The following is a 14276-nucleotide window of genomic DNA, read 5'->3' on the forward strand; positions in this document are numbered from 1 at the left end:
GAGCCAAGCATGCAGGCCCAAATCCAGGCCATCATCCGCAATACCAGCCGCATCATTCTCGGCAAGGAAACGCAAATCAAGCTGGCGCTGGCCGCCATCCTCGCGCGCGGTCACCTGCTGATCGAGGACCTGCCGGGTATGGGCAAGACCACGCTGTCCTACACGCTGGCGCAGGTTCTGGGCCTGCAGTTCAACCGCGTGCAGTTCACCAGCGACCTGCTGCCTGGCGACATTCTCGGCGTCTCGGTCTACGACCGCAACGAAGCCACTTTCAAGTTCCATCCCGGCCCGGTATTCACCCAGGTGTTGCTGGCCGACGAAGTCAACCGCGCCACGCCCAAGACGCAAAGCGCCCTGCTGGAAGTGATGGAAGAAGGCCAGGTAACGCTGGAAGGCGAAACGCGCCCGCTGCCCGTGCCTTTCTTCGTCATCGCCACCCAGAACCCGGCACACCACATCGGTACCTTTCCGTTGCCGGAATCGCAACTGGACCGCTTTCTCATGTGCATCAAGCTGGGGTATCCCGACCCGCAGGCTGAGCGCGCCCTGCTGCAGAACAATGGCGGCCGTCACGGCATTCATGCCCCGGAACAGGCCATTGACGCCGCCGGGTTGATCGCGCTGCAGCAAGCCGTGGACCAGGTACATCTTTCCGACGCGCTGCTAGATTATCTGCAGGCGTTGCTGCAATACAGCCGCGAGGCCAGCCAGTTCGCATCCGGCCTGTCGCCACGTGCTGGCCTGGCACTACGGCAATGCGCCCAGGCTTGGGCCTTGATGCACGGACGCCATTTCGCCATTCCCGAAGATATCCAGGCAGTGCTGCCCGGCGTGGCAAGCCACCGCCTGCAACCCATCTCCGGCAGCGACGTCAGCGATCCTGCCGCGCACCTGCTGAATGCCGTCGCCATTCCTTGAACGCCTGCTGCCGGGGCCTTTCAAACTGCTTAAACGGCGCATCGCCACTCTGCCCGCCCGATTGGATGCGCAACGGCTCTATATCCTGCCCAGCCACGCAGGATGGGGACTGGCCGTCGTGCTCGCGGCCATGCTTACGGGCGCCATCAACTACACTCTGAATCTGGGTTTCATTCTCACCTTCCTTTTAACCGGCATGGCGCTGGTCTGCCTGCTGCACACCTGGCGCAATCTCGCCTGGCTGCAGGTGCAAGCCGTGCCGCCTGCGCCGGTGTTCGCCGGTCAGGATGCAATGCTGGAACTTGTGCTGTCAGAAGACCGCGGACGCGAACGGCTGGCGATTGCCGCCAACCTGGAGGGTGCGGAACCCGTATTCATTGATGTGTCGGCCCACGGCATGGCCAGGTTGACTGTCAGCAGCCCCACCTATAGGCGCGGCTGGCATGATATGGGCAAGCTTACCCTCAGTACAGGGTTTCCGGGCGGCCTGTTCCGCGCCTGGAGTCCTCTGGAAACCGACACGCGCTGCCTGGTCTACCCACGTCCGGCAGATACCTCATTACCTTTGCCGCAAGGCATCCAGCCGGGCCCGGGCGGCAGCCTCTCCCCGCAGCCTGGCGACGAGGATTTTTCCGGCCTGCGTCTCTACCAGCGTGGAGATTCGCCCAGACGCATCGACTGGAAGGCATCCTCGCGCGAGCAAGGCATGTACAGCCGCGAGTTCCACGCGGAATCGCAGCAGCAGGTCTGGCTCGATCTCGCCCTCACGCCAGGCAAGGATATCGAGCAACGCCTGAGCCAGCTCACACGCTGGGTCATGCAGGCACACGCCAGCCACCAGCGTTACGGCCTCCGCCTGCCCGCCACCAGTATCGCGCCAGCCCACGGCCAAGCGCATTATGAAGCATGCCTGCGCGCGCTCGCGCTGCTGGAGGCCGCATGATCATAGCCACCAAACCAGGCTCGTCCGACCTCCTGTGGTTATTGGCAGCCATGCTGCTCGCCATGGCCCTGCATTTCAGCCATTTCCCGGCCTGGACCAGCGCGCTGATCCTTCTTTTCATGGGCTGGCGCCTGCTGTTGCAGTGGAGACAGTGGAAGATGCCCAAGATATGGCTGCTGCTCCCCATCACCCTGCTCGGGGTCACCGGGATATATCTGCATTACCGCACCTTGTTCGGACGCGACGCCAGCGTGGCGCTGCTGGCATTGATGCTGTCGCTCAAGCTCATGGAATCCGCCACGCGGCGCGATTACGTCATCCTGGTCTTCGCCGGATACTTCCTCACCATGACGGCCTTTTTGTTCGATCAGTCGCTCTGGATCGGCGTCTACCTGCTGCTGCCAGTGCTCGGCCTCACGGGCTGCCTGGTCGGCATCAGCTATCCGCACGGCTCCCTCTCCCATCGATCACGTTTCCGCCTGGCTTCCGGCTTATTATTGCAAGCCGCGCCGCTCATGCTGCTGTTGTTCGTGCTATTCCCACGCATTCCCGGGCCATTGTGGGGTGTGCCGCAAGATGCCTATCGCGCCATGAGTGGACTCAGCGACCATATGCAGCCCGGCGATATCAGCGAGCTTAGCCTGTCTGGAGCGGTGGCGTTTCGCGCGCAATTCCGGGGAGAGATACCTGCGCAGCCGCAACTCTATTGGCGCGGCCCGGTGCTCTGGCAGTTTGACGGGCGCGGCTGGCATATGGCGGGCAGCGCACGCACGGTGGAAACCCTGGAAGCACAAGGGCAGCCTATCCGCTACGACATTACGCTGGAGCCGCACAACCGCCGCTGGCTGCTGATGCTGGATATCCCCGACGCTGCCCCGCAGAGCGCGTTCCTTGGGCGTGAACGACAAGCGCTGGCTCAAGCGCCCATTCGCACCAGAATACGCTACAGCGGCAGTTCTCACGCTCAATACCGGCTCGCTCCCGCGCTCGGCGACGATGACCGCGCGCGGGCGCTGCAACTGCCGGATGGCGGCAACCCGCGCAGCCGTGAACTGGCGAGGCGCTGGCAAACCGAACTGCAATCGCCTGGACGCATCATTGACACCGCATTGCAGATGTTCCGCGAACAAGGCTTCTTCTATACCTTGACGCCGCCCCGGCTGGGCAACGATGCTATCGACGATTTCCTATTCAGCAGCAAGCGTGGCTTCTGCGAGCATTACGCCAGCAGCTTCGCCTACCTGATGCGGGCGGCGGGTATCCCGGCCCGCATCATCACGGGCTATCAGGGCGGCGAAACCAACCCGGTGGGCCAGTACCTGATCGTGCGCCAATCCGACGCCCATGCCTGGGTAGAGGTCTGGCTACAAGGGCAAGGCTGGGTCAGGCTGGACCCGACCGCCGCCGTGGCGCCTTCGCGCGTGGACATCGGCATCAATGACGCGCTGGCCGACAATACCCTGCTGCCTATATTGGCGCGGCAGGACAACACCTGGCTGCGCAAGCTTTACCTCAACTGGGATGCCGTCAATAACGGCTGGAATCAATGGGTGCTGGGCTACAGCCAGCAACGACAGATGGAATTGCTCTCGCGCCTGACAGGCGTGTCAGTCAACTGGCAACTACTCGTCACCTGGCTCACTGTTGGCCTGCTAGCCATATTGCTGTTGCTATGCGCACTGTTATTCCGCCGCAAACGCATAGCGACGGATGCAGTGCAAACGCTCTATCTGCGCTACTTGGAAAAACTCGCGCGGCGCGGTATCAAACCAAACCTTGGCGAAGGCGCTCTCGGCATCCAGCAACGCTCCAGTCGCCTGTTACCGCAACATGCAGCCGCGATAGCCCATATCACGCAGCTTTATCTTGCCCTGCGCTATGGACCGCATACCGATGGCGAAAGCATGGCAGAATTACGCTCTTCGATTGAAAGACTGGATTGTTGATGTCAGCGACGCACTCCCCCGAAACAGATGAAAGCTTCATGCGAGAAGCATTGCGGCTCGCGCAGGAAGCCGCCCTCGCCGGGGAAGTGCCTGTGGGAGCAGTAGTGGTCAAGGATGGCGCGATCATCGGCCGCGGCAGCAACACGCCGATTGCCTGCCATGACCCGAGCGCCCATGCCGAAATCCGTGCCCTGCGCGAGGCGGCAAGCACGCTGGGCAACTACCGCCTGGTAGGCTGCACACTCTACGTCACGCTGGAACCCTGCGCCATGTGCGCTGGCGCCATTCAGCACGCTCGCATCGAGCGGCTGGTGTTCGGCGCACATGACTACAAAACCGGCGCTTGCGGCAGCGTCATCGACCTTATGGCAGAACCCAGACTCAATCATCACACGACAGTGGTAAGCGGCTTGCTTGCCGACGAATGCAGCGCGACCCTCACGCAATTCTTCGCCGCGCGGCGGCAGATGCAAAAAGCTACTAAACCCTAAGAGCCGCCCGCCTTATCCATCCGACAGCAACGGTATAGAATAAAGTCCAATACCCACAAGATTAAAGGAAGAAAAGCATGATCCCGAAGGAATACATCGTGGTTTACTTCGTATCGCTCGGGCTATGCCTGCTCTCTACCATCTACAAGACGGCATGCTTCAAGAACATGCTTTGCCGCCAGATTCTCGGCAGCGTGTTCTGGAGCCTGATCCCGGTCATGAACACCTTCAAGGCGCTGCTCTGGCTATTGTCCCTGCTGATCACCTGGCTGGATAAACTCAGGGCAAATCCCAAATAGGCAAGGCTATTCGCCAGGTTTAAGCTTCTTGCTCGGCGCCTTGCCCTGCTTCAGCTCTTCCGCCAGCGCGCGCGAGGAATCACGCTTCTGTTTGGTGTATTGCAGGATACTTTCCAACTTGGCCGCCGAGGGCAGATTGGAGTCGTAAGGCAGTTGAGAAAGCGCCTCGTAGCGCTCCTGGTAACGGTCGGTGATATCGTTTTCTATCTGTTCGCCCAGCTCGAAATAGGTCACATTACCCTGCTTACTCTCGTGCATGATATGCAGCCAGGAACGGTTGATGGCTTGATCTTCCTGAATGAAGGCGTTGATTTCCTTTTGCAGCAACTGTTCAGCACCCCAGCTATATTTGGGTGTCGGCAATTGGACCAACATCACAGCCACGGCGGCAACCAATAACGCTCCCGCGAAAAACCTGGGCAAGCGCGGTACCAATTCGTCAGGCCGCAAGCCCCGCATCAGTAGCATGCCGGACAACATCCCCGCTACAAAGCCGCCAATATGCGCGGCATTGTCGATCATGGGAATCATGAAACCCAATGCAATCGTGGCAATTGCAAACACACAGGCGCCGCCGAACAGCCAGCGAAACTCATGGCGGTCAAGCAGTGCCCGTTCTTGCCAGAGAAACACGATCATGGCGCCATAGATGCCGAAAATCGCTCCCGAAGCGCCACCTGATACGGCATGGTTACCCTGCCATACCAGCGACAGCAGGTTACCTATCAGTCCACTGACCAGGTAAATCGCAAGATAGCGCCAGTGGCCGTACATGCGCTCCACAAGTTGGCCGCCGTCCCAAAATGCCACCATGTTGAGCGTCAGGTGGATCGCGCCGAAATGCAGAAATAGCGCAGTAAAGAGGCGCCACCATTCGCCGTCCTGCGTCGCCGGGCCGAAATTGGCGCCCCACGCCAACTGGATATGGTTGGGTGAATGCCAGAACCCCGCGCCGTTGAACAGCATGAGCACGAACACCAGCAAATTGGCCGCAATCAGGCACTTGGTCACGGGTATGCCGGGTGTGCGCTGTTTGATGGCGGCGCCGAGCGAAGGCCAGCTAGCAGTAAGGTCAGTCATCTGATCAAGACAAATCTAAAAATATCCAGAAACAAAAAACCCGCCACAAGGACGGGTTTTATGGATTCAGGCAATGGCCTAGTCACGTTCACCCATAAATGCCATCAGCAATTGCAGCAGATTGACAAACAGGTTATAGATGTTGATATACAAGGACAGAGTAGCCATCACGTAGTTGGTTTCACCGCCGCGCACAATGCGGTTCACATCAAACAGGATAAAGCCGGAGAACAGCAACACCGCAATCGCAGAAATCGCCAACGAAGCAGCAGGCACCTGGAAGAACAGGTTAGCCAGTGAAGCAACGATCAGCAGGATCAAGCCCACCAGCAGGAAATTGCCAAGGAAACTGAAATCCTTCTTTGTGGTCGCGCCAATACCGGCCAATGTCATGAAAATCAGGCCAGTGCCGCCAGCGGCCAGGCCGACCAGTTGGCCACCATTACGCAGGTTCAACGCCACTTGCAGGATAGGCCCCAGCATCAGGCCCATGAAGAACGTCAGGCCCAGCAGCAATACCACGCCGAAACTATTGTTGCGGTTGGCGGAAATCGCGAAGAACAAGCCGAACATCACAGCCAACATGATCAAGGAAGACATGATCGGACTGCCTGCCATCCACGAGAAATTCATGCTCATGCCCACCAGCGCGCCAATCACGGTCGGCACCATGGTCAGGCCCAGCATCATATAAGTATTGCGCAATACCTTGTGCGCGCCCGCCGGCAGCGTTTGCGTATTGGCAATTTGGTAATTTGTTTGCATTTAATCTGTACCCCGTAATGAAAAAAACAGAAACTAGGACTAAGACTAGCCAATAACCATAAAAGTTTCAACCTTATCAGCAATTGCTCCTACTAAATAAATGGCCAAGAAACACACCTCATTAGTCTCATCAGACTATTGTTCCCTGTCCCTTTCCATCATATTCTTGCGCCATCGATATCAGTATTACTTTATTAACTTTCCTTAGGGGGGAATGAAATGCAAGCATTGAATCTCAAGGCAGTCCTGTTGGCAGTTTCACTGATCGGCGCATCTGCTACTGCATTCGCAAATCCAGTTGTCTCTGGTGATCTGAACGTATCACCAGATGCAGAAAACTATACATTCACACACCTCACTCTTATTGCAGGTGGTGGTTCTTTCAATGATTGGGTTGAATTCACTATTGATGGCAACCGTGATCTTAACGCAAGTCTTAGTGGTGCTAGCTCTGGTAAAATTACTTTTACAGCATTTGATCTCTACGATGTTAAGGATTTATCTGCTACCGCCTTAGCTATCGGCGACATCCATGCATTCGCTCCAACATTGTCTGCAGGAGGTCTGTCTGCTAGTGTTGATGGCCCTGCAACCTACTGGATCCATGTCGCTGGTACTTACACTGGTAATGCTACCTATAACGGTAACATTACTGCTATCGCCGCTGTTCCAGAGCCAAGCACCTACGGCATGCTGGCATTGGGCCTGGGCCTGATCGGTTTCGCAGCACGTGGCCGCTCCAAGTTCTCCGCCTAATAATCTTAGGCTTGAACTAAAAAACCCGCTTCGGCGGGTTTTTTATTATCCATTCATCATTGATTGTATCCACTTGTTCTCATTAGTCTTATCAGACTATTGCCTCCCCTTTCCGACTATCATATTCTTTTACTAGCGATTCAAATACCTCTTTGATTTTAAATATTTGAAAAGCTTACATCTTTAATATTTGCATCACTTTATTTAACTTCAACCTTAGGGGGTAATTAAATGAAAGCAAATCTCAAGGCAATCCTGCTGGCAGTTTCTCTGATCGGCGCATCTGCCAGCGCATACGCCAACCCACAAATCACTGCAGAAGGTGATACAAACCCATCCGCTTTGGGTGAAACCTACGCCTACGAACATATTGGTTTTGTTGGTGACGGCACAGAATTCACTCATTGGCTGGCATTCAACTTGGAAAGCGCCCGTAGCGAACTGAGCGCAACCCTCGCTGGTAGTGCAGTATTGGCAGGCAACAGTATTGTTTTCGACTCATTCGGTCTTTACAGCGCTCAGGATGCTAGTACCCTGATACAAGCTGGCTCCGTCACCGACTTCGGTATGAAATTGGCTTTTGGCGGTATCGACTATACTGGACCTGCACTTCTTGCTGGTGGAACTTACTACCTCCGGATCGTTGGTACAGCCGTTTCCAGCGAAAATAATCTGGCCACTTATGCTGGCACCATTACTACCGCTGTTCCTGAGCCTAGCACCTATGGCATGCTGGCGCTGGGCTTGGGGCTGATCGGCTTCGCAACACGTAGTCGCGCCAATTTTTTTCCTGATGCTGAGGGATTGGACTGATAAAAAACCCGCCGAAGCGGGTTTTTTATCACTTGGAACTATTATTTAGTCATGTTCCCCGAGCAACCCCAGGTGTCACGCAAATGGCAAATCCCCATCCGCCTTGCCTACCATACCCACCCGGTGTATAGCATGCATGAATTCTGGATCTTCACGCAGTGCCACCATATTGGATGGATGGCGTCTACCATGCATACGAGCGAGCCTTGCCAGACTTTGCGCCGGAATTTCCCATTTCAGATTGGCGAGTAACTCATCTGCTTTTTCTGGCTGGTTGCAGAGCAGTACCATGTCACAACCGGCGTTGAGCGCAGCCAGCGCGCGCTGGGTGACGTCGCCCGCGACGCCCGCGCCTTCCATGGAAAGATCGTCGCTGAAGATGACGCCATTGAAGCCCAGACGCTGGCGCAGCACTTTTTGCAGCCAGCGTTCGGAGAAGCCTGCGGGTTTGTCGTCCACTTTCGGATAAATAACATGGGCGGGCATGATGGCCTGGATGCCGTCGTCGATGAGCTGGCGGAAGGTCTGCATATCGGACTGGGCGATCTGGTCGAATTCGCGCTCGTCCACGGGAATCGCCACATGCGAATCCGCCGCCACATAGCCATGGCCGGGGAAATGCTTGCCTACCGCAGCCATGCCGCCGCGGTGCAAGCCTTGCAGCAATGAGAACGCCAGTTCGTTGATGGCCTGCACATTGCCGTGGAAGGCCCGGTCGCCGATAACCTGGCTTTCGCCGTAATCCATATCGAGCACCGGGGTGAAGCTGAAATCCACGCCGTGCGCGCGCAGTTCCGCCGCGATAATCCAACCCGCCTCTTCGGCAAGCTGCCTTGCCTTGCGTGGATGCTCGTCCCAGATCTTCCCGAATTCACGCATGGGTGGGATGCGCGTGAAGCCTTCCCGGAAGCGCTGCACGCGGCCGCCTTCGTGGTCCACCGCGATCAGCAAGGGCGGCTGGCGCACGGCATGGATGCTGTCGGTGAGCGCCTTGAGCTGGGTGGGCGACTCGAAGTTGCGCGCGAACAGGATTACGCCGCCCACCCGCGGGTGGCGGATGCGGCGGATGTCGTCGGGAGTAAGCTCGGTGCCGACGACATCGAGCATAACGGGGCCTAGTGTCATAAGGTATATAGGTCAGTTAGGTTGATGGGGGAGATTGTAATCATAGATATTGCCAGCATGCTTGGTGCCAGAGATTTTTTCTCAAGATTCAGCGCGCCGGACATCCCAGGCGTCACGTAATTGGTCGCCCAGCACATTAATGGCAAGCACCACGGACATCAGGCTGACACCCACGGCCAGCACGTAATGCGGCGCCACCAGCAGGTAGCGCACACCATCCCTGAGCATGGAGCCCCAGGAAGCATGCGGCGCCTGTATGCCCAACCCGAGGAAGGACAAGCTGGCTTCGGCAATGACCAGCCCCGCAATACTGTAGGTAGCTTCCACCACCAGCGGCGCGGCGAGTAAGGGCAGCATGTGCTTGCGCATGACGCGGTACGCAGGCGCGCCCAGCGATTGTGCAGCCTGCACATGCTGCCGCTGGCGCAGGCTCAGCGCCTGGGCGCGCGTCAGTCGGGCATAGCCGACCCAGGAGGTCATGCACAGCGCCAGCAGCAGGTTGTCCAGCCCCGGGCCGAGTACGGCGGCAAACGCAATCGCGAGCAGAATGCCGGGAAAGGCAAGGAATACATCTGTCACCTGCATCAGCAGCCGGTCTATCCAACCGCCGTAATACCCGGCCAGCAAGCCGATGGCCGTGCCAACGGTCAAGGTTACTGCCGTGACCAGCAGAGCCACAAGCATGGAGACGCCCGCGCCCGCGGCCAGCCTCGCCGCAATGCTGCGGCCCAGGTCGTCGGCACCCAGCAAAGCGCCCTGCCCCGGCGCGGCGAGTATTTGTTGCAGGTCGATGGCATCCGGCTGGAAATTCCACACCTGCGAGCAGGCCACCACCAGCAGCCAGAAGCCCAATACCCAATACGGCCAGCGTTTCATGCGGCAAACCTCACCCGCGGGTCGAGCCGCGCATACAGGAGATCGGTCAGCAGGTTGACCACGACATAGATCAACGCAATCACGATGACGCAAGCCTGGGTGACGGGATAATCGCGTTTCTCGATGGATTCGACCAGCAATCGGCCGATGCCCTCCCAGCCGAACACGGTTTCGGTAATCACCGTCCCGGCCAGCAGGCTGCCCAGTTGCAGGCCGACCACCGTGACCACCGGTAGCAGGGCGGCGCGCATCGCATGCCGCAATATCACATTACGTTCGCTAAGGCCCTTGGCACGCGCGGTGCGCACGAAATCCTCGTTCAACACTTCCAGCAGGCTGGCGCGGGTCATGCGCGTGAGAATGGCGGCAAGACCGAAACCCAGGGTCAGGGCGGGCAACACGATAGACCCAGGCTCACCCATACCGCTCACAGGCAGCCAGCCCAGCCACAAGGCGAACAGCAGCATGAGCAAAGGCCCGAGCCAGAAATGTGGCATGGCGGACAAGGCCAGGCTGGCCAGGGTCGCGAGGCTGTCCGGCCATTTTCCCTGACGCAGGGCGGCGATGATGCCCAATGGCACGCCCAGCCCAACCGCAATCAACAACGCGCACAGGGCCAGGGCAGCCGTGGCAGGCAGGCGCTCGCGCAGGGTATCGGCAATCGGCTTGCGGTTGTGGATGGAGCGGCCGAAGTCGCCCTGCGCAAGCGCGGCCAAATAATGGCCGAACTGCGCGGGCAAGGGCTGGTCCAGCCCCAGCTCGGCTCTCAGCCGGCCGCGGTCCGCCAACGGCGCGGATTCGCCCAGCATCACCTCGACCGGGTCGCCCGGCACCAGGTGCACCAGCAGAAAGGTCAATAGCAGCACGCCGAACACCACCGGCACCACGCCCAGGATGCGCTTAATCATCCAGCAACACCACATGCGTCCCGAGCGGCACCATGTCGAACAACGCCATGACATCTGCATTGCGCATGCGGATGCAGCCGTGGGAATGCGGCGCGCCCATGGGCTCGCTGTCCGGCGTGCCGTGGATATAAATATAGCGCTGCATGCTGTCGACATCGCCCAGGCGGTTGAAGCCTGGCTCGCAGCCAGAAAGCCAGAGGATGCGCGTCAGTATCCAATCCCTGCCCGGGTATTGCGCATGTAATTCCGGCGTCCACACTTCCCCCGTAGGCCTGCGCGCGCGAAACACGGTCCCGAGCGGCTGTCCGGCCCCTATTCTGGCGCGCACGATATGGCGGCCGCGCGGCGTGCGGTAGCTGCCTTTTTGCTCGCCAACGCCCTTGAATGCCGTTGATACGGGAAACTGCTTGCGCAATTGCCCGCTGTCGTCGAACAGGCTGAGGGTCTGCGCCGGGATGGATATCTTGATGTTCATCTAGCTGCCTTCCAGTTTATTTCTGCAGTTTATTTCCACCTGAAAACACCGATTGCGCCTTGCTGCGCTGCACATGCACCAACCCATCCCAACTGCCGTCCGGCTGCAATTGATAGCCTGTAATACGTTTGTGCGTAGCGGCGAACTGCCCTTCGTACCAGAGTGGAATATAAGGCAATTGCTCATGAACGCGCGCCGTCGCACCTGCCCAGTTTTCGGCGTCAATGAGCCTGTCCGTATCATCATCCGTGAAGTATCCACGATTCGCCCCCCAGGGAGGAATGGAGGATGAGTGGAACGCCAGACGATAGATTTCCGGCGTCTTGATGCCGACCCACATCAGGCCATATAACTGAAAACTGCCGCGCTTGATGTCGTCGAAGAAGGTGCCCCAATCCAGGCTGCGGATTTCAAGCTCGATTCCAGCCTCGCGCATCTGCGCCTGCATCATGGTCGCCAACCGCACGCGCTGGGCATCGGTGGATGTCTTGTACACCAGCTTGAGCGGCAGGCTGACACCGGCTTGCTGCAACAATTCACGCGCCAGCTTGGGATCATAGGCATATGGCTGCAAATCCGCATTGCCGGCCCAGTGCTCGGGCGGCAGAATGGTTTCCGCCGGGCGGCTGCCGCCAGCCAATGCATGGCGGATGATGGCCTCGCGGTCTACCGCACGCGCCAATGCCTGCCTGACCAAGGGCTGCTGCAATACAGCATCACGCATATTGATGCCGACATAGGCGAAATTGGTGCCGGGAGATTCCTGCACTTCCAGCCCTGGCTGTTGTTGCAGGTATTTCACCAGCTCGGGCGGCAAATCCCCTTGCAGCATGTCCGTCTCGCCGCGCACCAGTTTCAGCACGCGCACGGTGGGGTCGCGGATTTCCTCGAACACGAAAAGCTGCTGGTCGGTCACGCGCGCCAGCCTCAGCGAGCGCTGCCACGATACAAACTTGAAAGCGCCGCTGCCCACTGGTTCCCTGGAGAAATCATGGCCTTTTTCAATCAATTCAACGGGAAGAATGCCCAGTATCAGGCGTGCGGGAAAACCGCTATCCGCCTTGCGCAGGATGAAATCCACGGTGTTCTCGTCGCGCACCTCGATGCGGGCGATATTGGCAAATTCGGCGGAATGGGGTGAATCCGGCAAGTCAATGACGGATTGGTAGGTGGCGGCTACATCTTCCGCCGTGAGGTAGCGCCCGTCATGAAATTCGCGCCCCTGCTTACCCAGCGTGAAGCGGAACAGGTTCGGGGCAAGCATCTGCCAGCTTGCCAGCGCAGGCACGGCGCGGAAATGCTTGTCAAAATCCACCAGCGGCCTGTAAAGCAGGCGGCAAACGCGCGCCGAAGCGGCATCCGTGGCATAGCGCGGGTCCAGCGTCTGCGGCAGCAGGCTGACCGCGCTGCGGATTTCCTGGTATTCATTGCCGCGGTTGCAGGCATTGAGCAGCAGAAGCGCAGCCATCGCCAGGATGGCCAGCCGCCAATACCCGCCCACCGCGCGCAAGCTCAAGGACCGGCCTTCTCGAACAGGGCGATGGACTCCACATGCGAGGTGTGCGGAAACATATTGATGACGCCACTCGCCAACAGGCGGTAGCCCTTGGTATGCACCAGGATGCCCGCATCTCGCGCCAGGGTCGCGGGGTTGCAGGAGACATAGACGATGCGTTGCGGCACATGCGCAGTGTCCGCCGTAGCGTCATCTACGTCTGGCAAGGATTTCACCAGCTCGATCGCGCCGTCGCGCGGCGGGTCGATCAGCCATTTGTCGAAATGGCCCAGCGACTGCAGCAGCTCCGGCGTCATCTGGAACAGGTCGGCTTCCTGGTATTCCACCTGCCCCTGCAAGCCGTTCAGCGCGGCGCTTTCATGCGCGCGTGCCACCAGGGCCGCCGAGCCTTCCATGCCGAACACCGTCGCGCCGCTGCGCGCGATGGGCAGGGTAAAGTTACCCAGCCCGCAGAAAAAATCCGCGATGCGCTCGCCCGCCTGCGGCTGCAATAGTTGCATGGCGCGGCGCAGCATCACGCGGTTGATATGCGGGTTGACCTGCGTGAACTCGGTGGGCTTGAACGGATAGGTCAGGCTGAATTCGGGCAGGGAATAGCTCAGACCTGGCCCCTGCTCGGGATAGAACGGCTTGACGGTATCCGGCCCCTTGCTCTGGGTCCAGATTTCCACGCCGTGGCGGTCGGCAAACTCCTTGATCGGCGCGGTATCTTGCGGTTGCAAGGGCTCCAGTATGCGTAGCACCAACACTGTGGTCAGCTCGCCCACGGCCACCTCAATCTGCGGCAGACGGTCGCGGATACTGAGCTTGCCGACCAGTTCCTTCAACGGCACGATCAGGTTGGAAATATGCGGTGGCAATACCTTGCAGCTATCCATGTCCGCCACGAAACTGCTGGCTTTTTCATTGAAGCCCACCAGCACGCCGCCCTTCTTCGCCACATGGCGCACGCGCAGGCGGGCCTTGTGGCGGTAGCCCCAGGCCGGGCCGTAGATCGGCGGCAGCATGCGTTCGGATCGGGTCTTGCCGATATGCCAGAGATTGTTTTCCAGCATGCGCTGCTTGGCCGCCACCTGCCCGGAGAACTCCAGGTGCTGGATGGCGCAGCCGCCGCAGACGCCGAAATGCTCGCAGCCAGGCTGAACGCGCAGATGCGAGGATTGCAGCACGTCAACCACGTTCGCGACCTCGTATTTCTCCTTGCGGCGATGCGTCTTATAGGTGACCTGCTCCCCCGGCAATGCGCCGTCGATGAAGATGGTCTTGCCATCGACGTGGGCGACGCCGCGCCCTTCCTGGTCCAGGGATTCAACTAATGCAATGGGAGTATTCATGAATCTTGTTGAGTAAAGCCGGACAGCAACC

15 protein-coding genes are annotated in these 14276 nt (G+C 58.8%); 7 read left to right on the plus strand and 8 right to left on the minus strand.

What is annotated here, in order from left to right:
- The first annotated feature begins 9 nt into the window (after positions 1-9).
- The 5 genes from V7Z75_RS04555 to V7Z75_RS04575 all read left to right on the plus strand — a co-directional run bounded on the left by V7Z75_RS04555 (position 10) and on the right by V7Z75_RS04575 (position 4597).
- Complete coding sequence (locus V7Z75_RS04555) at positions 10-918, plus strand: AAA family ATPase (RefSeq protein WP_334107438.1); 909 nt, start codon at positions 10-12, stop codon at positions 916-918.
- On the plus strand, positions 899-1861 hold the full coding sequence (locus tag V7Z75_RS04560) for a DUF58 domain-containing protein (RefSeq protein ID WP_334107439.1): 963 nt from the start codon (positions 899-901) through the stop codon (positions 1859-1861). Before V7Z75_RS04555 ends, V7Z75_RS04560 begins: the two co-directional genes overlap by 20 nt.
- Complete coding sequence (locus tag V7Z75_RS04565) at positions 1858-3807, plus strand: transglutaminase TgpA family protein (protein WP_334107440.1); 1950 nt, start codon at positions 1858-1860, stop codon at positions 3805-3807. The genes V7Z75_RS04560 and V7Z75_RS04565 overlap by 4 nt, the downstream gene beginning before the upstream one ends.
- Positions 3807-4298 carry a tRNA adenosine(34) deaminase TadA gene (tadA, locus tag V7Z75_RS04570; protein WP_334107441.1) on the plus strand — a complete coding sequence of 164 codons (492 nt, stop codon included), beginning with the start codon at positions 3807-3809 and terminating at the stop codon, positions 4296-4298. Before V7Z75_RS04565 ends, tadA begins: the two co-directional genes overlap by 1 nt.
- A 77-nt stretch (positions 4299-4375) precedes the next feature.
- On the plus strand, positions 4376-4597 hold the full coding sequence (locus V7Z75_RS04575; protein ID WP_334107442.1) for a hypothetical protein: 222 nt from the start codon (positions 4376-4378) through the stop codon (positions 4595-4597).
- Between the two features lie 6 nt (positions 4598-4603).
- Here the strand turns inward: V7Z75_RS04575 and V7Z75_RS04580 are convergent, their stop codons facing one another.
- Entirely contained in the window at positions 4604-5677 is a 1074-nt protein-coding gene (locus V7Z75_RS04580) for a rhomboid family intramembrane serine protease (protein WP_334107443.1), read from the minus strand.
- A 78-nt stretch (positions 5678-5755) separates the two neighbouring features.
- Entirely contained in the window at positions 5756-6442 is a 687-nt protein-coding gene (locus V7Z75_RS04585) for a Bax inhibitor-1/YccA family protein (protein ID WP_334107444.1), read from the minus strand.
- A 219-nt stretch (positions 6443-6661) separates the two neighbouring features.
- On the opposite strand from V7Z75_RS04585, the gene V7Z75_RS04590 reads away from it, so the two are divergent.
- Positions 6662-7198, plus strand: a complete 537-nt coding sequence (locus V7Z75_RS04590) for an FxDxF family PEP-CTERM protein (RefSeq protein ID WP_334107445.1) — start codon at positions 6662-6664, stop codon at positions 7196-7198.
- A gap of 231 nt (positions 7199-7429) precedes the next feature.
- A complete protein-coding gene (locus tag V7Z75_RS04595; protein WP_334107446.1) occupies positions 7430-8011 on the plus strand; it encodes an FxDxF family PEP-CTERM protein in 582 nt (193 codons plus the stop codon).
- A gap of 75 nt (positions 8012-8086) precedes the next feature.
- Here the strand turns inward: V7Z75_RS04595 and nagZ are convergent, their stop codons facing one another.
- From nagZ to rlmD, 6 genes are all read right to left on the minus strand, one after another.
- Positions 8087-9136, minus strand: a complete 1050-nt coding sequence (gene nagZ, locus V7Z75_RS04600; protein WP_334107447.1) for a beta-N-acetylhexosaminidase — start codon at positions 9134-9136, stop codon at positions 8087-8089.
- A gap of 81 nt (positions 9137-9217) precedes the next feature.
- The gene (locus V7Z75_RS04605) at positions 9218-10012 is read right to left on the minus strand and encodes an ABC transporter permease (RefSeq protein WP_334107448.1); all 795 of its coding nucleotides are present in this window, start codon (positions 10010-10012) and stop codon (positions 9218-9220) included.
- Positions 10009-10920, minus strand: coding sequence for a nickel ABC transporter permease (nikB, locus tag V7Z75_RS04610; RefSeq protein WP_334107449.1), 912 nt, complete (start codon positions 10918-10920; stop codon positions 10009-10011). Before nikB ends, V7Z75_RS04605 begins: the two co-directional genes overlap by 4 nt.
- Positions 10913-11395 (minus strand): L,D-transpeptidase, encoded by a 483-nt coding sequence (locus V7Z75_RS04615; protein WP_334107450.1) that lies wholly within the window; start codon positions 11393-11395, stop codon positions 10913-10915. Before V7Z75_RS04615 ends, nikB begins: the two co-directional genes overlap by 8 nt.
- Before the next feature lie 16 nt (positions 11396-11411).
- A complete protein-coding gene (locus V7Z75_RS04620; RefSeq protein ID WP_442919886.1) occupies positions 11412-12863 on the minus strand; it encodes an ABC transporter substrate-binding protein in 1452 nt (483 codons plus the stop codon).
- 44 nt (positions 12864-12907) lie between these two features.
- Positions 12908-14245, minus strand: a complete 1338-nt coding sequence (gene rlmD / locus V7Z75_RS04625) for a 23S rRNA (uracil(1939)-C(5))-methyltransferase RlmD (protein ID WP_334107452.1) — start codon at positions 14243-14245, stop codon at positions 12908-12910.
- Positions 14246-14276 lie beyond the last annotated feature (31 nt).

Source organism: Methylobacillus sp. (genome assembly GCF_036844465.1).
In the GTDB taxonomy this organism is placed as follows: Bacteria; Pseudomonadota; Gammaproteobacteria; order Burkholderiales; family Methylophilaceae; genus Methylobacillus.